This window comes from Salmonella sp. NW177, assembly GCF_051811585.1.
GTDB classification, from domain to species: domain Bacteria; phylum Pseudomonadota; class Gammaproteobacteria; order Enterobacterales; family Enterobacteriaceae; genus Salmonella; species Salmonella enterica.
The window spans coordinates 310,626-331,029 of the sequence record NZ_JAMMZV010000004.1; the positions used below are offsets into that span (position 1 = coordinate 310,626).

Below are 20,404 nucleotides of genomic sequence, written 5' to 3' on the forward strand. Positions count from 1 at the left end.
GTGATCACTTTTGTAATTTCGAGAATATCGCATTATTAAAATTTTTAAAATATAGCACATCGTAAAATCTCTCAATCGTGCCGGGAATAATATCATGCTGATATTTTACCTCACCAGAAATAACACGATTAAGGTGTCCTACAAAATCATCTATAGCCCCCGGGGTGTAAAGCTCACCATTCAAACCGGGTTTAATCATATCGCGCGGGCCAGACATACAATCAGAACTAATACATGGAATTCCATATGACATTGCTTCCAGCAGGGTCATGGGAAATCCCTCAAACGCAGAGGTAAGTAGTAACGCGGTGACATTTTTTATTTTTTGCTGTACGACTTGCCACGGCGCGCTTTGCCAACCATACCAGATCACACGCTGCTCAATACCAAGCTCCCGACTATAGGCCTGGCACTTTTCAAAATCTGAGCCATCACCAATAATATGTAACTGCCATTCACCTGTCGTACGAGCTAAGCCATCAAATAAATCTTTAACTCTTTTCTGCCCTTCAAATTTAAGACGCCCTACATAGAGAAATACAGCGGGTTTATCGCGCTCAGGCGGCGGCACAATGATTGTTTTAATAGAGACAGGATTATAAACGACGCTAATATCTTGCGCTGAGATACCCCGTGCCATCATCTGTTCTTTAATACCACTACTGATGGCCAGATGATAATCCGCGTACGTTATACATTCTGCATGTTTTTTATGGTCGAGCGAAAAATGCGGCCACGAGAAAATAGTAAACTGTTTACCACTTTTCTTTCGTGCTTTATTGGCATAAAGACATGAGATGACATCAATACATATCACAATATCTGGTGACGTTTCTTTCAGCCACTGACTAAAATTATAAACATGCTTAGCTCGACGAAGGAAACTTAATTTTATATTTGAGAATGATTGCGCATATTTAATCTCTTTTAGCCATGCTTTATCCATTTTGTCATTACGACAAAAGAAAAACATTTCACAGTTGATTTTCGGAGAGCTATTTTCAAACGTATAGATAACGTTGCTAATAACGGTTTCCATCCCTCCAAAACCGGATACCGCTTCGCCAATAAAAGCTATTTTCATATATACCCCAGAGTTAAAACCTTAATCTAAAGACTTTAGATATTAAATAGCAAAAATAGTAATATAACCCTATAGAGTAATTTTTACCTGACATCTCTCTTTTGCTTTAAGGCGTAGTCAATATCTTTATTATTTTCGATAATGGAATATATTGCCACACCTGCTGGCATTATAAAACCATGATCAAAGCAAAGAGCAATGTCCAGTCTTCTTCCAAAAAAATCATCATGTTGAATTATGTTTTTTTGGTTTGAAATATAACTTTTAATGTCAGACATTCTGTCTATCCTTGTCTCACTCATAAATTACTCACTGAGTGCATAATTATTATAATTACAGATTTTTTCTTATTGTTCTTTCTTTAATTCGAGCGGCTTTAACATCTGCCTGATGAATCAACCCCGATTCTTTTTGCAAAATCTCTCGCAGGGGGAGAGAGAAATACTCACGCATAAACCGGAATATATCTCGCTGAGTCAGGCCAATATTCATTGAAGAAAAATAAAGCCCAATTAAATCTTTGTCACGCCAGCGAAGGGGAACGTGCTGACGTATCTGCGCGCGATGCAGGTCGATTACGGAGATTTTTAAATCCTCTTCGCGACCAGTGAAAGGTAAATGCAGAAGAAAGTGGCAAATATAACAGTCGCGATGATTAATTCCCCCGGCGTGCATTTTACGTACCATAGTCGCAACACGCTTAATGATCATCCACTTCACCTGCGCGTCCGGTGGATTAACAGCCCAGTCAGCACAGTAGTCTTCAAGGCTAATGGTGGGCGTTAAATCTTCGGTGATAATAAATGATGTTCTGGTTAGCGGGTTTACGCCTTTTTCACCAAAACCAACGCCGTGCATCGTATCAACGCCCAGCTCATGTAGACGATGAATGGCGTGCCATTCTCTGTCAGCGCCCAGAACAGGCATACGTAACGAAATCAGGTTCTTCACAATTTCTTTCAGCGAAGTGCCTTTATGCCACTTCAGGAAGTAACTTTTGCCGTCCAGCTCAAACCGCAATGTTCGACGCGTCTCCAGCTCTCTGAACACTTCGCCCTGTAACGTTTTCACTTCCTCAAAAGCATCTTTACCGCGCCATAGTGTGGTTAACGGCGCTTTCAGCTCAACCATCTAAATCACCTGTAATAATATCTGCGGCCTTCTCCGGTAAGCTGTATAAATCCTGGGTATCAGCATAATACCGCGCATTTTCAGCCCAGGCGTTGCGTAAGGAAGGCTGTGTCAGCGCTTTGAGTAAAACCTCATTTAGCGAATCCTGACGGAATGGTTCAGTCATCGCTTCGCCACAGTTGGCATCCACAATATAATGTGCATAACCGCACACCGCAGTTGTCAGCACCGGCAAACCAGCAGTAATGGCTTCCAGCAAAACAATACCTGCAGCTTCCTGATAGGCTGGATGCAGTAAAAGGTCGGCTGCCGCCATTAACTCCGCGATATCATTACGTCCGGAGAAAAAATGCACATTCGTGCCGACGCCGCTTCTTTCAGCCAGTGCTGCAAACTTCTTCGGCTTATCCTGCCCGACAACATAGAGCACCGTATTTTGCCGTAAAGATTCGGGTAGCGATGCCAGCGCTTCAATAGAGCGATCCACACCTTTACGGGTAAAGTCAGACCCTACTTGCAACAGTAATTTTTGCTGTTCTGAGATACCATTTTTCTGACGATAAATTTGACGACTGTTCGGGATCTGTTGGCTATATTTTCTGTCCGGGTAAATCCCCGGAGGAAGAATATGGAAACGCTCCGCTTCAGTCTGATAATGTTTTTGGAAGTCAGCAATCTGCTTATTCGTCAGCATTAATAGTTGCGTCGGCTTGCCGTGTTCAAACGTGGCGCGTTCAAAAGCAGCATAATGCCGATAGCGTGATGTCAGGCGATAGAAAAAACCTTTTTCCTGTGCGACTTTTTCGGCGTAACACACGTCTGCGGCGTAATACACATCAAGGCCCGGCATCTTATTGAATCCAACCACCCGATCGACAGGGTGGTCGCGCAAATGGTGTTGCACCCAGGCATAATATTCTGCGTTACGACCGTGGTTCGTCCGGGATTTAACCGGCACGCGGATTAATTCAAAGTTATCCGGGCATTCCCCTTCCCATGACTGAGTATAAACACGAACCTGATGACCTCGCGCCGCCACGGTTTGGGCAATGCGCATAAAATCACGCTGCAGACCGCCAAAAGGAAAATACTTATATAAGCAAAAGGCAACTCTCATAGCAGGCTGTCCAAATCTATGGCGCGTGCCTCATGCGGCAGCATTTTTTCCGTCGCGGCGATAACATCTTCAGCCGGAATCACGGAAAGGTATTTTTTATTACGATCAAGCTCATGCCGTTCAGGCATCGGCTGATAATTGCCTGCCCAAAACTGAATGATGTCGTCGGTCCAGGGACGCCAGAACACATGATCCGTCGCGCCGAAAAGGCAAATGACCGGCGTTTTGACTGCTGCGGCAATATGACCAGGGGCCGAATCAACGCCGATAAAGAGATCCGCATGGTCAATCAACGCGCCCAATTCAGGAAAGCGAGTTTTACCCGCCAGACCAGTAACCGGTTTTGTTTCACAGCCGCGTGCAATAGCATCCACGCAGGCCATCTCGTCTGCGGCCGGGCCTGACGTCAGTACAACTTGATAACCGCGGCGCTGCACGGCATCAATAACCTGCGAGAATTTATCATTATCCCAGCACTTAAATAGCTGCCGTGCCGTAGGCTGAATAACAACATATTGTCGGGTCACACCAAGTTGTTTGAGCTGTTGTCGCATGTTTTCCCAATGTTCCGGGCGATAGCTCATGGTGGTTTCCGTGACATACTGTTTTAGCGCTAACGGCTTTAGCGCGGATAATGTGCGCTCAACAGCATGTTCTCCCGCATAAGGTACTAAATGCGTAAAGCTCTTTTTCCATAAAGCAGACTGACGATTACCGAAATCCTGCGAGATTTTTATTTTTGCGTTTAAAAAACGCACAATAAGCGCCACGCTCCACTGATCGGTGAGGTTGACGACCAGATCATACGAGTTAGCACGCAATTTTTTGATTAGCGATAGCGCGTTTTTGATCTTCTCTTTTGTTCCTGCGCCTTTGTTACTGATGCCGTAGAGTGCATTAATCTCCGGATTTTCCGACAATATCGGTATGGTGTTCTGGTAAAGAAGCACATCGATTTTTGCATCGGGATAATTCTGCTTCAGCGTACTGATGACAGGGGTGGTAAGTAACATGTCTCCATGAAAACGCATTTTTATAATCAGAATTCTTCGAAATGGCTTTTCCACAAGCGACTCTTTGGTTGAAATTGTCCGGATAAATAAGCAGAAAAAAGCACGCTACCGCCCCAGGCTTCACAGCAACCCGATGGCTAATACCGCACTCATTTTAGATGCGCTAGTGTAACACTTCTTTCGCAGCAATCCGATACGAATAATTTTTATACACAATCATTTTTTTAATTATAAATTCAAAGAGATAATAATTTATCCCTCTCTTGTGAATGGTCATTCCCATTGTCTGGGGCGACAAGGGCGGCAAATTTCAATGGATTGCGTAAAAATGCAAAAATAATGGGGTTCAGCGCCTGGAATCCTCGCTTCTGAGCCAATTTGGCGCAAAAATGGGAAAAGTAATGGTAAAGCCCAGGCTAAATACATAGAATCCCCAGCACATCCATAAGTCAGCTATTTACTATGCTCGAATTGCTTTACACCGCTCTTCTCTACCTTATTCAGCCTCTGATCTGGATACGGCTTTGGGTGCGTGGACGTAAAGCGCCGGCCTATCGTAAACGCTGGGGTGAACGCTACGGATTCTACCGCCGTCCGTTGAAACCGGGCGGAATCATGCTGCATTCCGTCTCGGTGGGCGAAACTCTGGCGGCCATCCCATTGGTCCGCGCTCTACGTCATCGCTATCCCGATCTGCCTATTACCGTAACGACCATGACGCCGACCGGCTCGGAGCGCGTCCAGTCCGCCTTTGGCAACGATGTTCAGCACGTTTACTTGCCTTATGATTTGCCCGATGCGCTCAATCGTTTCCTCAATGAGATTGATCCTAAGCTGGTATTGATCATGGAGACTGAGCTCTGGCCAAATCTGATTGCTGCGCTGCACAAACGTCATATTCCGCTGGTTATCGCTAATGCGCGGCTTTCCGCCCGCTCCGCCGCGGGTTATGCGAAGCTTGGCAAGTTTGTCCGTACGCTCCTGCGCCGTATCACCCTGATTGCCGCGCAAAACGAAGAAGATGGCGAACGCTTTGTGGCATTGGGCGCGAAGAACAATCAGGTCACGGTCACCGGCAGTCTGAAATTTGATATTTCAGTTACGCCGCAGTTGGCGGCTAAAGCCGTTACGCTACGCCGCCAGTGGGCGCCGCACCGTCCGGTCTGGATTGCCACCAGCACCCACGATGGCGAAGAGAGTATCGTTATCGCCGCTCACCAGGCGTTATTACATCAATTCCCGAATTTATTACTGATTCTGGTGCCCCGCCATCCGGAGCGTTTCCCGGATGCTATCAATCTTGTGCGTCAGGCAGGGTTAAGCTACATCACTCGCTCTTCGGGCGAAGTGCCGTCCGCCAGCACCCAGGTCGTGGTAGGCGATACCATGGGCGAATTAATGTTGCTCTATGGCATTGCCGATCTCGCCTTTGTTGGTGGTTCGCTGGTTGAACGCGGCGGTCACAACCCGCTGGAGGCCGCCGCTCATGCGATTCCGGTACTGATGGGTCCGCATACCTTTAACTTTAAAGATATTTGCGCCCGTCTGGATCAGGCGAGCGGACTTATCACGATTACCGATGCGGCTACGCTGGCAAAAGAAGTTTCCTCTTTACTGACCGACGCTGATTATCGTAATTTCTACGGACGTCACGCAGTTGAAGTGCTGTATCAAAATCAGGGCGCGCTCCAGCGTCTGCTGCAACTGCTGGAACCTTATCTGCCACCGAAAACGCATTGAGGACTGTCATGCAAAAACGGGCGATTTATCCAGGTACGTTTGATCCGATTACTAACGGTCATCTCGATATTGTGACGCGCGCAACGCAGATGTTCGACCATGTCATTCTGGCCATCGCCGCCAGCCCCGGCAAGAAACCCATGTTCCCCCTGGAGGAGCGTGTGGCGCTGGCGCAAAAAGCGACCGCACACTTGGGTAACGTAGAGGTGGTGGGCTTTAGCGACCTGATGGCCAATTTCGCCCGCGACAGACAGGCGAATATCCTGATTCGTGGTCTGCGCGCGGTGGCGGATTTTGAATATGAAATGCAGTTGGCGCATATGAATCGCCATCTGATGCCGCAACTGGAAAGCGTTTTCCTGATGCCGTCCAAAGAGTGGTCGTTTATTTCATCGTCGCTGGTCAAAGAAGTGGCACGCCATCAGGGCGATGTGACCCACTTTCTGCCGGACAATGTGCATCAGGCGCTAATGGATAAGTTGAAATAAGTTTCCTTCCCTGCCGGGCCTGGCGTTTTACTTCTGACAGTGACGGCAATAGAACGTCGCACGCTGTGCGTGTTTCGTTGCGACTATCGGCGTACCGCATACCCAACACGGCTCGCCTTTGCGCCCGTACACCTGCAACTCCTGCGCAAAATAGCCCGGTTTCCCATCGCTTTGCAGAAAATCCTTCAGCGTTGTCCCGCCTTGTTCAATAGAGCGCAGCAAAACGGCTTTAATCACCCGTGCCAGCAGGTCGCACTCCTCTGTCGAGAGTGACGACGCCAGGCGGTCAGGGTGAATACCAGCGGCAAACAGCGACTCGCTGGCGTAGATATTCCCCACGCCGACCACCAGCTTGTTATCCATCAGCCAGGGTTTAATCGCCGTCTTCTTCTTCGCGCATTTCTGCCGCAAATATTCGCCATTAAACTCATCGCTTAGCGGCTCCGGTCCCAGATGCGCCAGTACGTTATGCCCTTCCAGCTCTTTGGTCCATAACCAGGCGCCAAAGCGGCGAGGATCGGTATAACGTAGAATTTTGCCATTGCTCATCACCAAATCGACATGGTCGTGCTTTTCCGCCGGCAGCGCTTCCGACAGTATCCGCAAGCTTCCCGACATCCCCAGGTGAATAATTATCCAGCCGTCAGGCAGCTCCAGCAGTAAATATTTAGCACGACGCTGAACGCTAAGGACGGGTGTATCGCTCAGACGATAAATTTCGTCTGAAACCGGCCAGCGCAGACGGCCGTTACGGATATGGGCGTGCAGGATAGTAGCGCCAACTAAATGGGGTTCAATACCCCGGCGGCTGGTTTCAACTTCGGGTAATTCAGGCATAACGTCTCCGGCTGTGTGGCAGGTCTCATTAATATGGGGACGGCCAGAAAACAAAAAACCCCGCCGAAGCGAGGTTTTTGTTACATCAAAGCGAGAATTATTTGATTTTCGCTTCTTTGTAGATCACGTGCTGACGGACAACTGGATCGAATTTTTTCAGTTCCAGTTTTTCCGGTTTAGTACGTTTGTTCTTCGTAGTGGTATAGAAGTGACCAGTACCAGCAGAAGAAACCAGCTTGATTTTCTCACGAATACCTTTAGCCATGATTTATTTCCTCTTAGTACTTAGTACTTTTCGCCACGGGCACGCAGTTCAGACAGAACTGTTTCGATGCCTTTTTTATCGATGATACGCATACCTTTAGCAGATACACGCAGGGTGACAAAACGCTTCTCGCTCTCAACCCAGAAACGGTGAGAGTGCAGGTTAGGCAGGAAACGGCGTTTAGTCGCGTTCAGTGCGTGGGAACGGTTGTTACCGGTCACCGGACGCTTGCCAGTAACTTGGCAGACTCGGGACATGTCTATTCTCCAAAAATCAAATTAGCTCGAGCTTCGTATGGGGTATCGGCGCCTCGTCAGGCTTTACAGCCTGGTCATCGCGCAGTTCTATTGAACTCTCGATTGCCAGGCCCAAATGCCAAACCCGAGATTCTCAAAGGTGGCGTAGTATACGCTGACCCGGCGATATGCTCAAGTCCCGAACAGACAAAGATCCCGATGGATCGCGCAAAGAATCTTAAATCCAGCCGCGTTCGGCAAAAGAAACGTACTCTCCGCGCCCAATTATCAGGTGATCGAGCACCCGGATATCCATAAACTGGCAACACTTTATCACGCGCTCAGTGATAAGTTTATCTGCTTTACTTGGCTCTGCGCAGCCTGAAGGGTGGTTATGCGCCAGAATGACCGCTGAAGCATTGAGTTTAATCGCTTCCCGAACAATCTCACGCGGATGCACTTCTACGTGGTTAAGCGTGCCGGAAAACAGGCGGCTGTGCTGAAGCACCCGGTGCTGGGCATCAAGGAAGATCACCAGAAAGATCTCACGCTCTTCGCCCGTCAGTTGGCTTTGCAGAAATTCCCGCGTCATTTCCGGACTCAGCAACGCACTTTCCTCATTCATGCGCACGCTGTAATAGCGCCTTGCCAGCTCAGCAATGCCTTTCAACTGCGCGAATTTCGCCAGGCCGATGCCGTTTACGCCGCGAAACTGCGCAAAGTCCGCCGACAGCAGGCCATACAGCGACCCAAAGTGCTGCAATATCTCTTTTGCCAACGTCATAACATCTTTTCCCGGCGTGCCGGTACGTAAAAAAAGCGCCAGCAGTTCCACGTCGCTGAGGGAAGCAATACCGGATCTGAGCATTTTTTCACGCGGTAATAATTCGTCCAACGTATCCATACGCGCACCTCCTTTTTTAAGGAAGCGGCATAGTGGCATAGCCTTTGGGAGAGATCGACGCCCCGATTTTGTTCTTGCGTAGCGCCTCGCAAAGTGGAGCGCAGGCAAAGACACGACGCCGTAGAGATTGTGATAAAATAGCCGCCTTTCAAAGTCACCCAACAGGAAAGACATGATGAGCCTGGCCGGTAAAAAAATTGTTCTCGGCGTTAGCGGCGGTATCGCTGCGTATAAAACGCCGGAACTGGTGCGCCGTTTACGTGAGCGCGGCGCTGACGTGCGCGTGGCAATGACCGAGGCGGCAAAAGCCTTTATTACCCCCCTGAGCTTACAGGCAGTGTCGGGCTATCCCGTATCCGACAGTCTGCTTGACCCTGCCGCTGAAGCCGCGATGGGGCATATCGAGTTGGGGAAATGGGCCGACCTGGTGATTCTTGCCCCCGCGACCGCCGACCTGATCGCCCGTGTAGCATCGGGTATGGCTAATGATTTAGTCTCCACCATTTGCCTGGCGACGCCAGCCCCGGTGGCCGTGCTTCCGGCCATGAACCAACAGATGTACCGCGCTGCCGCCACGCAACATAATCTGGAGGTGCTCGCCTCTCGCGGCCTGTTCATTTGGGGGCCGGATAGCGGCAGTCAGGCGTGCGGCGACGTAGGCCCAGGCCGAATGCTGGACCCATTAGTTATCGTTGATAAGGCCGCCGCGCAAATCGCTGCCGTCAACGATCTGCGACATCTTAATATCATGATTACGGCAGGCCCGACGCGCGAACCGCTCGACCCGGTGCGTTATATTTCCAACCACAGCTCAGGTAAAATGGGCTTCGCTATTGCGGCGGCGGCCGCGCGTCGCGGCGCAAATGTCACGCTGGTCTCCGGTCCCGTTTCGTTACCGACGCCGCCTTTTGTAAAACGGGTTGATGTCATAACCGCGCTGGACATGGAAGCCGCTGTTCAGGCCGCCGTTCAACAGCAGCACATTTTCATTAGCTGCGCCGCCGTGGCTGACTATCGCGCAGAGACTATCGCCAGTGAAAAAATCAAAAAACAGGCGGCGCAAGGTGATGAATTACTAATAAAAATGGTCAAAAACCCGGACATTGTCGCCGGGGTGGCCGCACTCAGTGACAATCGCCCCTACGTTGTTGGGTTTGCCGCGGAAACGAATAATGTGGAAGAATACGCCCGGCAAAAACGTATCCGTAAGAACCTTGACCTGATTTGTGCAAATGATGTTTCTCTTTCAAATCAGGGATTTAATAGCGATAAAAACGCTTTACACCTTTTCTGGCAGGATGGAGATAAAGTCTTACCGCTTGAGCGAAAAGAACTCCTGGGCCAATTATTACTCGACGAGATCGTGACCCGTTATGATGAAAAAAATCGACGTTAAGATTCTGGACCCGCGTGTTGGTCAGCAGTTTCCGCTGCCGACTTATGCTACTTCTGGTTCTGCCGGGCTTGACCTGCGCGCCTGTCTCGACGACGCCGTAGAACTGGCGCCTGGCGCAACGACGTTGGTGCCTACCGGACTGGCCATTCATATCGCCGATCCATCACTGGCGGCAGTCATGTTGCCGCGTTCGGGCCTGGGCCATAAACATGGTATCGTGCTGGGCAACCTGGTCGGGCTGATTGATTCCGATTATCAGGGGCAACTGATGGTTTCGATCTGGAACCGTGGTCAGGACAGTTTTACCATTGAACCGGGCGAACGTATCGCGCAAATGGTGTTTGTTCCGGTCGTTCAGGCCGAATTTAATCTGGTGGAAGCATTTGACGCCACCGAACGTGGCGAGGGCGGCTTCGGTCATTCTGGCCGTAAGTAAATTTTACGCATCCCCATAACGTCATAATACTGCCGCAAGCGCTGAGTTTGCGGTTATAGCGTGGGTGCTCGCCTGGCAAGTGCTTATTTTCAGGGGTATTTTGTAACATGGCAGAAAAACAAACTGCGAAAAGGAATCGTCGCGAAGAAATACTTCAGTCACTGGCGCTGATGCTTGAATCCAGCGATGGAAGCCAACGCATCACGACGGCAAAACTGGCGGCCTCGGTCGGCGTTTCCGAAGCGGCGCTATACCGCCATTTTCCCAGCAAGACCCGCATGTTCGATAGCCTGATTGAGTTTATCGAAGATAGTCTGATTACCCGTATCAATCTGATTTTAAAAGATGAAAAAAACACCAGCACGCGTTTGCGCCTGATTGTGTTGCTGATTCTGGGTTTTGGCGAACGCAACCCTGGCCTGACGCGCATTCTTACCGGGCATGCGCTGATGTTTGAACAGGATCGCCTGCAGGGGCGCATTAATCAGCTTTTTGAACGCATCGAAGCGCAGCTCCGCCAGGTGCTACGAGAAAAAAGAATGCGTGAAGGCGAAGGCTACACGACGGATGAAAATCTGCTGGCAAGCCAGCTGTTAGCCTTCTGTGAAGGGATGCTTTCACGGTTCGTGCGTAGCGAATTTAAATACCGCCCAACGGACGATTTCGACGCCCGCTGGCCGCTCATTGCCGCTCAGCTACAGTAACGCTGACTGGATAGTGGCTCACGCCTTATCCAGGCGACAGAAACATAAGCCCGGTAAAGCGCCACCGGGCAATTCGCTTACACGCCAAATTCTTCCCGGTATGCTCGCACAGCCGCCAGATGCTCAGCCATATCAGGTTTTTCTTCCAGATAGGCAATCAGGTCTTTCAGCGTAATGATGGAGATAACCTTACAACCATAGTCGCGCTCCACTTCCTGAATCGCGGAAATCTCGCCGCGGCCACGTTCCTGACGATCCAGCGAAATCAGTACGCCAGCCAGCGTAGCCCCGTGCGCCTGAATAATCTCCATCGACTCGCGAATCGCCGTACCTGCGGTAATCACGTCATCCACCAGCATCACGCGGCCCTGTAGCGCGCTGCCCACCAGACACCCGCCTTCGCCATGATCTTTTGCCTCTTTGCGGTTAAAGCAGTACGGCAGGTCTTTATCGTGATGTTCCGCCAGCGCAACCGCCGTCGTCGTCGCGATCGGAATACCTTTGTACGCGGGGCCAAACAGCAGATCAAATTCAATACCGGAATCCACCAGCGCTTCGGCATAAAAACGGCCTAACAACGCCAGGTCGCGCCCGGTATTAAACAGCCCGGCGTTGAAGAAATAGGGGCTTTTGCGCCCGGATTTCAGCGTAAACTCGCCAAACTTTAGTACCTGCTTGTTAAGCGCAAACTCAATAAACTGGCGCTGATACGGTTTCATGGATTCGCTCCTTTTCTTACTTTCATCATTTACGAAATTTACGGACAAAAAAAAGGCGACTTTTCAGTCGCCTTAAAATCAATTTTCTAACGCCGCCTTCTGCGTCGCCACAATGGATTCAATTCCCCCTCGGGCCAGCGCCAACAAAGTGAGAAGTTCTTCATGGCTGAACGGCTCGCCTTCCGCGGTACCCTGTACTTCAATAATACGGCCGTCTTCAGTCATCACGACGTTCATGTCGGTTTCTGCGGCGGAATCTTCAACATATTCCAGATCGCAGATCGCTTCGCCGTTAACGATGCCTACGGAAACCGCCGCCACCATGCCTTTCATCGGATTGGTTTTCAGCTTACCGTTGGCAACCAATTTATTCAGCGCATCCGCCAACGCCACGCAGGCACCGGTAATAGACGCTGTACGCGTACCGCCATCGGCCTGGATTACATCGCAGTCCAGCGTAATGGTAAATTCGCCGAGCGTTTTCAGATCGACCGCCGCACGCAGCGCACGCGCGATCAAACGCTGAATTTCCATAGTACGGCCGCCCTGCTTACCCTTTGCCGCTTCGCGCGCGTTACGGGTATGGGTAGCGCGAGGCAACATGCCATACTCTGCGGTGATCCACCCCTGGCCTTGCCCTTTCAGAAAACGTGGAACGCCTTCTTCAATGGAGGCGGTGCACAACACTTTGGTATCTCCAAATTCGACCAGTACCGAGCCTTCAGCGTGTTTTGTATAGTTACGGGTCAGGGTTACGGGACGCACCTGATTAGCGCTACGGCCTGCTGGACGCATATTGAGATCTCCGGCTTAAAACGAATGTGGCTGCGCATTATACGGACTTCCGATGGTTATTCCTATCCTGACAAGGCATGGATAGCTATAATCCCCTCATCTCTCCTTTAAAAACGGGAACATCTATGATCCGCAGTATGACCGCCTACGCCCGGCGTGAAATCAAGGGTGAATGGGGTAGCGCGACCTGGGAAATGCGCTCGGTAAACCAGCGTTATCTGGAAACTTACTTTCGTCTGCCGGAACAGTTCCGTAGTCTTGAACCCGTCGTGCGCGAACGCATTCGTACACGCCTGACGCGCGGCAAAGTCGAATGTATGCTGCGTTTTGAACCCGATGCCAGCGCGCAAGGCGAGCTTATTCTGAATGAAAAGCTCGCGAAACAATTAGTTAGCGCCGCAAACTGGGTCAAAATGCAGAGCGACGAAGGGGAAATCAATCCGGTTGATATTTTGCGCTGGCCAAGTGTCATGGCGGCGCAAGAGCAGGATCTGGACGCGATTGCCGCAGAAATTTTAGCCGCACTGGACGGTACGCTGGATGACTTTATCGTCGCGCGCGAAACGGAAGGCCAGGCGCTGAAAGCGCTGATTGAACAACGTCTGGAAGGCGTCAGCGCCGAAGTAGCGAAAGTCCGCGCGCATATGCCGGAAATCCTGCAATGGCAGCGTGAACGCCTGGTCGCGAAGCTGGAAGATGCTCAGGTTCAGTTGGAAAACAACCGTCTGGAGCAAGAGCTGGTGATGATGGCGCAACGCATTGATGTGGCGGAAGAGCTGGATCGTCTGGAAGCGCACGTCAAAGAGACTTACAACATTCTGAAGAAAAAAGAGGCGGTAGGTCGCCGTCTGGACTTCATGATGCAAGAATTTAACCGTGAGTCGAACACCCTGGCCTCCAAATCCATCAACGCTGATGTAACTAACTCCGCTATTGAATTAAAAGTGTTGATCGAGCAAATGCGCGAGCAAATCCAGAATATTGAGTAACGTTTCACGCGATCTAGCGTAGTCTCACTAAATCTCGTCAGGATAAAAAGGCCATTTTAAATCATGGCCTTTTTTGTTTTATATAGTCTCATGTCGTATCACTACAGCGTGCGTTTCGTGTGTACATAGACATGTACATACTGGCATTTATGACACGCATTTTATGTACACAGCAATGAGATGAGTGGACTGACCCCACCCCGGTAGACGATCCTGCCCTATAGTTTGAGCATAAAAGGAGACAGTCCCAGCTTTTCGTTAAAAAGACTAGGTATTTCAAAATAATGGTTTCGAATGTGAACTTGAACAGAATTCTGGATGATAGTCTAGATTTTCACCATTATCTTCTTGTAATATGCCCAAAAGGGTGAAACAGCACCTTCTATTTTGGATGGAACCATATGGCAATTTCAAAAACGAATGGTCAATCTAAGCCCAAGCGTAAAACTGAGGTTCCTGGTCAAGCGTTAGGGTACAGCCTTCAATTTACACTACTCACTCATTTGTTGCTTCAAGCGCCTGAGGGTAGTCTTTGCAGTTTGGAGGTACTTGATGACGTTGCCCAAGAGAATAATTCTGGTGATATCAAATTCATTCAAAGTAAAAGCGCTCTTACAGCTAATCCTGCAGCTGACCGTGCAAAATCATTATGGAAAACACTTTCTAATTGGATTGACCTTGCTACATCTCCAGACTTCGAAGTGGAAAAAGCCATTTTTGAGCTATATGTATCGCGTCCAGTTGAAGGAAGTATTGTTAAAAAGTTTAATGAGGCTAAAACACCAGAGGATGCCCAAGAAGCCATTACCCATGCCCGAACAGAATTATGGGGAGATTCACCACACTTCACTTTGAAGGATGGCATCTCGAAAGAAATTTCCAAATACGTCGAAAAAGTCTTTACCGCAGACCAAAACCTTCTACAACGACTTATTTGCAACTTTCAACTGACACTTGGTAGTGGTAGTCCACAAGCAGATCTTGAAGCATGTGTGCGAAGCCATCCTGTCTCGCCTTCAAAGGTTAGCGATATCACTAATTATCTTTGCGGAAAAGTGAAACGCCACATCGATATGCTTCTAGAGGCAGAAAAACCTGCTGTCATTGCCCGTGATGATTTTTACACTTGGTATAAAGCATATGTTCAGAAAATAGATCGCCAGATGGTTCTTTCTAGCCGTGCTCAGGCCCCAGTAAAAGAGAAGGCTCAGGAGTATCTTCCTGATAAATTTGTCCAACAATTAGAGATCATCGGCCTGCCTTATGAAGAAATACTTGGAGCCATAAGTGACTATTTAATGGCCTCATTCGACCGAACTGATTGGGCTGCGCGGGGAGAAGTTGACGAAACCTCATTTGATGATTTGGATACTGCGCTACAGAGAACATGGAAGAATAAACAGAGAATCTGTGGTTTAACACACAGTGAAAAGTCCGAACAAGATCAAGGGAAGCTACTTTACTTTGAATGTATGCAGTTTAATATCCCACTTCAGGCTATGTCTCCACCAAGCCATTTTATTCCCGGTTGCTATCATATTTTAGCTGATAGCTTAGCTGTAGGATGGCATCCAAACTATACGACGCAGTTGAAGAATAAGAAGGTCGCATAAATGTTGGCAAGAGAAGCTCAAAATATTCAGAATCCTGCATTAGGTGCTGCTCTTGTATGGCGGTTTTGTTGTGGTTATGTCAAAACTAATCGAGTAAGCGCGCCCCCTCCTCTTCCATTTCTCTTTCTGGTACTTCCTATAATTCTGCATCAAGAGACTTCTGAGTTTGTTAAGCGTACCTATAAAAGTTCAGGGCTGCGAGCTTTTGCTGCAAAGTTTGGCGATTCATCGGTATCAAAGCAAGATTTACTGTTTCAAATTCATGAACGTTCAATCCGTTGGCGACAGCTTAGCCTACGATCAATTGAGCTTGCTGTCGCAAGCGATCTACTCAAATTGCAAGATGGGAGTGATGTAATCCCTTTATCGAAAACAAAGGCGAGGGGATTATCGGATGAGGTAAAGACACTCATGGATTTGGCAGAAAAACTGGGCTCTTGGTTTGGCGAACTCTCGATTCATGAAGTTGTGACAACTTTAAAGGTGAAACTCTAATGTATTTTCAGATTCGAGGCATCATACTCTGGCCGCGAAATAAAAACTTTAAGCCTCATACCATTCGTTTTGAACTCGGCAAAGTTAATGTTATCAGTGGTGCCTCACGCACTGGGAAATCGGCAGTTATCCCTATCATCGATTATTGTTTGGGCGCCAATACCTGTTCAATTCCAGTAAAAACAATTCGTAAATATTGTGAATGGTTTGGAATCGTCGTGGCAACAGAGCAAGGTGAAAAACTGTTGGCGCGAAAAGAACCGGGAAACCAACGTAGCACCACTGATATGTTTGTGCTAGAGGCTGAAAATATTACGTCAATCCCTATTCGCTTGGAAAAAAATACTAATGTTATTGCAGTCAAGAGAATGCTTGATGATTTGGCAAACCTCTCTAACCTTGACTTTTCAGGTGGTGATGAAAATTCAGGGTTTGATGGTCGCCCAGCTTTTCGTGATTTAGCTGCTTTCACATTCCAGCCGCAAAACGTTGTCGCCAACCCAGATGTTTTATTTTTCAAAACCAATACCTATGAGCATAGAGAAAAATTGCGGAAGATTTTTCCCTATGTACTTGGCGCAATAACATCTGAATTAATGGCTAAACAATTCGAGTTGAATAGAATCCGCCTATTTTTACGCCGCAAAGAGCGAGAGCTTAAAGATGCCCAGGATGTATCAGCACAATGGCTTGCTGATTTAAAATCTAAGTATAGTGAGGCCCAAGAACTTGGCTTGGTTCCTAAACCACAGGAACAGTTATCCCGAAAGCAGATGATTAGCCAGCTTGAAGAAGTCATTTCGCGAACCGATCTAACGTTGAAGGTAACAGTATCAACTATTTCAGATGCTTTGAGTGAATTAAATACTCTTGAAAGTGAAGAGCGATTAGTTTCTCGTGAATTGACTACAATGCGTCACCGTCTTGAAGAAATGAATCGTCTACGAGTTGGAATGCATCAGTATGAAAATGCCCTATTAATGCAACGAGATCGGCTTAAAATTTCTGGCTGGCTATTATCTAATACGAATGATGAGTCGGATTGCCCTATGTGTGGTAGTCATACGGATTCTGCTAAGCAAAAACTACAGGCTCTTGTCCAACGTCTGTCAGATGTTGAGGCTGCGGTGGGGGCTGATGCCCATAAGGAAGTTCCAGCCGCATTTGATAGAGAGCTACAACGTGTAACTACTGAAGTGGCTAACGCTACTGAACGTTTAAGAGCCATACAGTCACGTAAGCGAACCTTAACGAGCAGATCGAAGGAAGCTCGTGAGCAGCAGTTTTCTACTAGGCGTGCTGAGCGTTTTATCGGTAATGTCGAATCTGCGCTAGAGTTACATAGAAAACTAGGTAGCGACAGTGAACTTGTTGAAGAAGTAAGGAAACTTAAAGAAATGGTACAGACCTTGGAAAAAGAGTTACGTGAAAAAGATGTCGAATTGCGTAAAAACCAAGCATTAAGAGTGATTAATGCTCAAGCAGGTAATATTCTTCAGGGCCTAGATGTAGAAGACCCAAGCGCACCTATTTCTTTAGAAATTAATGATCTAACAATAAAGGTGTTGGGAGATGAGCGTGATGATTATCTTTCGGAGATAGGAAGTGGGTCAAATTGGCTCTCCTACCATTTGGCAATATTGCTTTCACTCCATCAATTTTATTTAAGCCAAAAAAATAATCCAGTTCCTAGTTTTCTTATACTTGACCAACCAAGTCAGGTCTATTTCCCTAAAACTACTCAGCTTCCAAATATTGCTAATGAGGATGAGCCAAAACTTCGTGATGAAGACGTTGAAGCTGTTAGACGGGCATTTAAAGCAATGGGGAATGTGGTAATCAAGGAAAAAGGTAAACTTCAATTAATCGTTTTGGATCATGCTCCTCGTGAAGTTTGGGGCGAAATTGATGGTGTTGTTGGATTACCGGAGTGGCGTGATGGCATTAAATTGGTTCCGATGGAATGGTTGACTGGAGTTTAGGCAAAACTCTTCATCTTTTCGTTATGAAATTTAGGATAAATATAAAAGCTGGTCAGACATAGATTACCTGGTTGGTTTTACGTCTTGATGCCTCCAAACACATAACTTCGTAATATATAAATCTGAAAAATTAACGTAATCAATAATAATCATGGATGTTAAGATGAATGAACTAATTAAACTAATTGATACCAATCCCGAAGAAGCTACAGTACAGAACTTTTTCGAAAAACATCCAGCTTCAATCATAGGTACTGCCTATGCGTTATCGAATACTTTGATAGCTAAACTTCCATTAGGTGTGGATTTTGTTACAGACTTTACATGGGTAAATCCTCGCTCTGGACCAACATATGTCTATATTATTGAGATCGAAAAGCCTTCTAAATCGATATTTAATCAAGACAATTCATTTACTCAAAGTTTTAATCACGCATACGGGCAAGTGGAAGATTGGCTCGGTTGGTGTTATAGAAACCAAGGAACGTTTCGGGATATCCTAATCCCACTAAAGTCTCACAACGACTTGCTATCATTTTTTGCTGTAAGAGGAATTCTAATTTATGGAAGAGATTCTGAATTAAATAATAGTAGAAGGAAGGAACGTTGGACTCAAAAAGGATTATCAAACCCATTTATTGAGGTACGAACATATGATGGATGGGCTCGTGAAAAGAATAATACCATACCACCTCACGATGGGTTAGCTAGCTATTTATCTACTGTACATTATTCTAATCGCTCTTATATCAAAAAATCCCACAAATTAAACACACATAATCATGTTTAAAATAGGCAGGTGTCATTAACTAAAATGACACCTGCCTATGAAATTATCGCTCCCTATAATTCCCATCCATTCAACCGACAGCAGAAACACCACAATAATTCTCGCAACTACGCGTCATCACATTAACAGAGCCATCTTTCAATTCGCTAATCACCGCTACACAGGCGCTTGATGGTTGTAAATAGACCCGTTTTAGTTCCAGGCATTTTTTGAGATCCCGGCCAAATGATTGTGTTGCCGATATTCCTCCGGCGTCATATTGTTCAGTGATTCATGAGGGCGTTCACAGTTATATTCTGACACCCATCTTTCCGGGATTTCCCGCACTTCATTCAGCGTTCTGAACAGATAAAAATCGAGTATTTCTGTACGGTATGTTCGGTTAAAGCGCTCAATAAAAGCGTTCTGCGTCGGCTTACCCGGCTGAATAAATTTCAGTTTTACTGCATGTTGCTCTGCCCATTCAGCCAGTGCAAGTGAGATAAATTCCGGACCATTATCCATGCGTAGCATAACCGGATAGTCGCGATTTGCCGCGCTCCTGTCGAGTACACGGACCACGCGCAAAGCTGGTAGATTCAGATCGATTTCAATCGACAATGCCTCACGGTTAAAGTCATCAACGACATTGAACGTGCGAAAACGACGGCCACAGACCAGAGCATCATGCATAAAATCGACAGACCAGCTCTGGTTAAGCGCTTCCGGTGTGGCCAGTGGCGAGGGATTACGCACCGGCAACCGTTGTTTGCCTTTACGGCGAAAATTCAGCTTCAGCAGACAATAAATACGATGGATCCTTTTGTGATTCCACGGGTATCCCTGCCGCCGCAGAACCTGGAAAAGTTTTGGAAAACCGTACCGTGGGTATCGCTCTGCCACTGCCTGCAACGCGACAATAACGGGTTCGTCACGCGTGGTATCCGGATGGTAATGGTAAACCGTTCTGCTCAGGTTCAGACTCCGGCAGGCCTGACGGATACTGAGTCCAAATGTCGTTATCAGATGAGTGACCAGCTCACGCTTAAAGGCTGGTTTTAAAGCTTTTTTTCGATAATGTCTTTCAGCGCACGGTTCTCAAGGCTCAGGTCGGCAAACATCTGTTTGAGACGCCGATTCTCGTCCTCAAGATCCTTGATCTTTTTAATATCAGAAGCCTCCATGCCGCCGTATCTGGACTTCCAGTTGTACCAGGTGGCTTCAGATATACCGGCCTCCCGGCAGACATCTTTAACGGTTCGTCCGGCTTCAACCGATTTAATTACGGCAATGATCTGATGCTCAGTAAAACGGGCTTTACGCATAGCGATCTCCTTTGTTGGCAGATTGATTATGCCGGAGGATCTCTAAATGTGAATGGCACGATTATGCGGGATACTTACAAATGCTTACGGAGGAGGGAAACTTATTTATAGTGAAAGGTCGAAGTTCATAAACATCAATTTTGATGAACATCAGCACTTCTTACGTATTGAGGCCCGATATAGGCCAAATGCTAAACCCAAAAATAAAAAAAGAATGCTTTGAAGCTCACCAATCTTTTAGAAATGAGAAATCCCTTCGAGCGACTCAGGGTATACTCAAATGATTTAGGATATGAGCTACTGGCTAGAGACTATCTTCACACGCTACCTGACGCTCCCAGCATCGCTGAGATGAAACGTTACATG

Annotated in this window: 21 protein-coding genes and 1 pseudogene; 10 read left to right on the top strand and 12 right to left on the bottom strand. The window is 47.5% G+C overall.

Annotated elements, in window-relative coordinates; genetic code table 11:
• Positions 1 to 4: 4 nt before the first annotated feature.
• The 5 genes and pseudogenes from waaB to rfaQ form a co-directional block, all read right to left on the bottom strand.
• Entirely contained in the window at positions 5 to 1,084 is a 1,080-nt protein-coding gene (waaB, locus tag NA986_RS14220) for a lipopolysaccharide 1,6-galactosyltransferase (RefSeq protein ID WP_000683990.1), read from the bottom strand.
• Between the two features lie 116 nt (positions 1,085 to 1,200).
• Positions 1,201 to 1,362, bottom strand: a pseudogene (locus tag NA986_RS14225) (glycosyltransferase family 8 protein); the annotation flags it as partial.
• A gap of 55 nt (positions 1,363 to 1,417) precedes the next feature.
• Entirely contained in the window at positions 1,418 to 2,215 is a 798-nt protein-coding gene (gene rfaP, locus NA986_RS14230) for a lipopolysaccharide core heptose(I) kinase RfaP (protein WP_000229825.1), read from the bottom strand.
• On the bottom strand, positions 2,208 to 3,332 hold the full coding sequence (locus tag NA986_RS14235; RefSeq protein ID WP_001261580.1) for a glycosyltransferase family 4 protein: 1,125 nt from the start codon (positions 3,330 to 3,332) through the stop codon (positions 2,208 to 2,210). Before NA986_RS14235 ends, rfaP begins: the two co-directional genes overlap by 8 nt.
• A complete protein-coding gene (rfaQ, locus tag NA986_RS14240) occupies positions 3,329 to 4,399 on the bottom strand; it encodes a lipopolysaccharide core heptosyltransferase RfaQ (protein WP_001519059.1) in 1,071 nt (356 codons plus the stop codon). The genes NA986_RS14235 and rfaQ overlap by 4 nt, the downstream gene beginning before the upstream one ends.
• A 408-nt stretch (positions 4,400 to 4,807) precedes the next feature.
• On the opposite strand from rfaQ, the gene waaA reads away from it, so the two are divergent.
• Positions 4,808 to 6,085, top strand: coding sequence for a lipid IV(A) 3-deoxy-D-manno-octulosonic acid transferase (gene waaA, locus NA986_RS14245; RefSeq protein WP_000891580.1), 1,278 nt, complete (start codon positions 4,808 to 4,810; stop codon positions 6,083 to 6,085).
• An 8-nt stretch (positions 6,086 to 6,093) separates the two neighbouring features.
• On the top strand, positions 6,094 to 6,573 hold the full coding sequence (gene coaD / locus NA986_RS14250) for a pantetheine-phosphate adenylyltransferase (RefSeq protein WP_001171881.1): 480 nt from the start codon (positions 6,094 to 6,096) through the stop codon (positions 6,571 to 6,573).
• A gap of 27 nt (positions 6,574 to 6,600) precedes the next feature.
• Here coaD and mutM read toward each other — a convergent pair whose 3' ends face one another.
• From mutM to radC, 4 genes are all read right to left on the bottom strand, one after another.
• A complete protein-coding gene (gene mutM, locus NA986_RS14255) occupies positions 6,601 to 7,410 on the bottom strand; it encodes a bifunctional DNA-formamidopyrimidine glycosylase/DNA-(apurinic or apyrimidinic site) lyase (protein ID WP_023216804.1) in 810 nt (269 codons plus the stop codon).
• Positions 7,411 to 7,507: 97 nt separating this feature from the next.
• Positions 7,508 to 7,675: a 50S ribosomal protein L33 gene (rpmG, locus tag NA986_RS14260; RefSeq protein ID WP_001051798.1), complete on the bottom strand. Its 168-nt coding sequence runs from the start codon at positions 7,673 to 7,675 to the stop codon at positions 7,508 to 7,510.
• Positions 7,676 to 7,695: 20 nt separating this feature from the next.
• Positions 7,696 to 7,932, bottom strand: a complete 237-nt coding sequence (rpmB, locus tag NA986_RS14265; protein ID WP_001519051.1) for a 50S ribosomal protein L28 — start codon at positions 7,930 to 7,932, stop codon at positions 7,696 to 7,698.
• A 217-nt stretch (positions 7,933 to 8,149) separates the two neighbouring features.
• Complete coding sequence (gene radC / locus NA986_RS14270; RefSeq protein ID WP_000380129.1) at positions 8,150 to 8,815, bottom strand: RadC family protein; 666 nt, start codon at positions 8,813 to 8,815, stop codon at positions 8,150 to 8,152.
• Between the two features lie 175 nt (positions 8,816 to 8,990).
• Here radC and coaBC point away from each other — a divergent pair, with 175 nt between their 5' ends.
• From coaBC to slmA, 3 genes are all read left to right on the top strand, one after another.
• Positions 8,991 to 10,211 carry a bifunctional phosphopantothenoylcysteine decarboxylase/phosphopantothenate--cysteine ligase CoaBC gene (coaBC, locus tag NA986_RS14275; protein ID WP_023216805.1) on the top strand — a complete coding sequence of 407 codons (1,221 nt, stop codon included), beginning with the start codon at positions 8,991 to 8,993 and terminating at the stop codon, positions 10,209 to 10,211.
• Positions 10,189 to 10,647 (top strand): dUTP diphosphatase, encoded by a 459-nt coding sequence (gene dut / locus NA986_RS14280; RefSeq protein WP_000976078.1) that lies wholly within the window; start codon positions 10,189 to 10,191, stop codon positions 10,645 to 10,647. Before coaBC ends, dut begins: the two co-directional genes overlap by 23 nt.
• A gap of 107 nt (positions 10,648 to 10,754) precedes the next feature.
• Positions 10,755 to 11,351: a nucleoid occlusion factor SlmA gene (slmA, locus tag NA986_RS14285; protein WP_000818607.1), complete on the top strand. Its 597-nt coding sequence runs from the start codon at positions 10,755 to 10,757 to the stop codon at positions 11,349 to 11,351.
• A 77-nt stretch (positions 11,352 to 11,428) separates the two neighbouring features.
• Here the strand turns inward: slmA and pyrE are convergent, their stop codons facing one another.
• Both pyrE and rph read right to left on the bottom strand, forming a co-directional pair.
• On the bottom strand, positions 11,429 to 12,070 hold the full coding sequence (gene pyrE, locus NA986_RS14290; RefSeq protein ID WP_000806165.1) for an orotate phosphoribosyltransferase: 642 nt from the start codon (positions 12,068 to 12,070) through the stop codon (positions 11,429 to 11,431).
• 78 nt (positions 12,071 to 12,148) lie between these two features.
• Entirely contained in the window at positions 12,149 to 12,865 is a 717-nt protein-coding gene (gene rph / locus NA986_RS14295; protein ID WP_001247078.1) for a ribonuclease PH, read from the bottom strand.
• Between the two features lie 125 nt (positions 12,866 to 12,990).
• Between rph and NA986_RS14300 the strand changes: the two genes are divergently transcribed.
• From NA986_RS14300 to NA986_RS14320, 5 genes are all read left to right on the top strand, one after another.
• The gene (locus NA986_RS14300) at positions 12,991 to 13,854 is read left to right on the top strand and encodes a YicC/YloC family endoribonuclease (protein ID WP_023216806.1); all 864 of its coding nucleotides are present in this window, start codon (positions 12,991 to 12,993) and stop codon (positions 13,852 to 13,854) included.
• A 401-nt stretch (positions 13,855 to 14,255) separates the two neighbouring features.
• Positions 14,256 to 15,467, top strand: coding sequence for an ABC-three component system protein (locus NA986_RS14305; RefSeq protein ID WP_001018276.1), 1,212 nt, complete (start codon positions 14,256 to 14,258; stop codon positions 15,465 to 15,467).
• Positions 15,468 to 15,962, top strand: coding sequence for a three component ABC system middle component (locus tag NA986_RS14310; RefSeq protein ID WP_000881068.1), 495 nt, complete (start codon positions 15,468 to 15,470; stop codon positions 15,960 to 15,962).
• Positions 15,962 to 17,944, top strand: coding sequence for a DUF3732 domain-containing protein (locus NA986_RS14315; RefSeq protein WP_000273878.1), 1,983 nt, complete (start codon positions 15,962 to 15,964; stop codon positions 17,942 to 17,944). Before NA986_RS14310 ends, NA986_RS14315 begins: the two co-directional genes overlap by 1 nt.
• A 163-nt stretch (positions 17,945 to 18,107) precedes the next feature.
• Complete coding sequence (locus NA986_RS14320) at positions 18,108 to 18,734, top strand: Shedu immune nuclease family protein (RefSeq protein ID WP_071590694.1); 627 nt, start codon at positions 18,108 to 18,110, stop codon at positions 18,732 to 18,734.
• A 192-nt stretch (positions 18,735 to 18,926) separates the two neighbouring features.
• Here NA986_RS14320 and NA986_RS14325 read toward each other — a convergent pair.
• Positions 18,927 to 20,038 (bottom strand): IS3 family transposase gene (locus NA986_RS14325; protein ID WP_094445138.1). Its coding sequence is split into 2 segments (ribosomal slippage): positions 18,927 to 19,777 and positions 19,777 to 20,038, totalling 1,113 coding nucleotides; the frame shifts between segments, so codons are not numbered across the junction.
• Between the last annotated feature and the right edge of the window lie 366 nt (positions 20,039 to 20,404).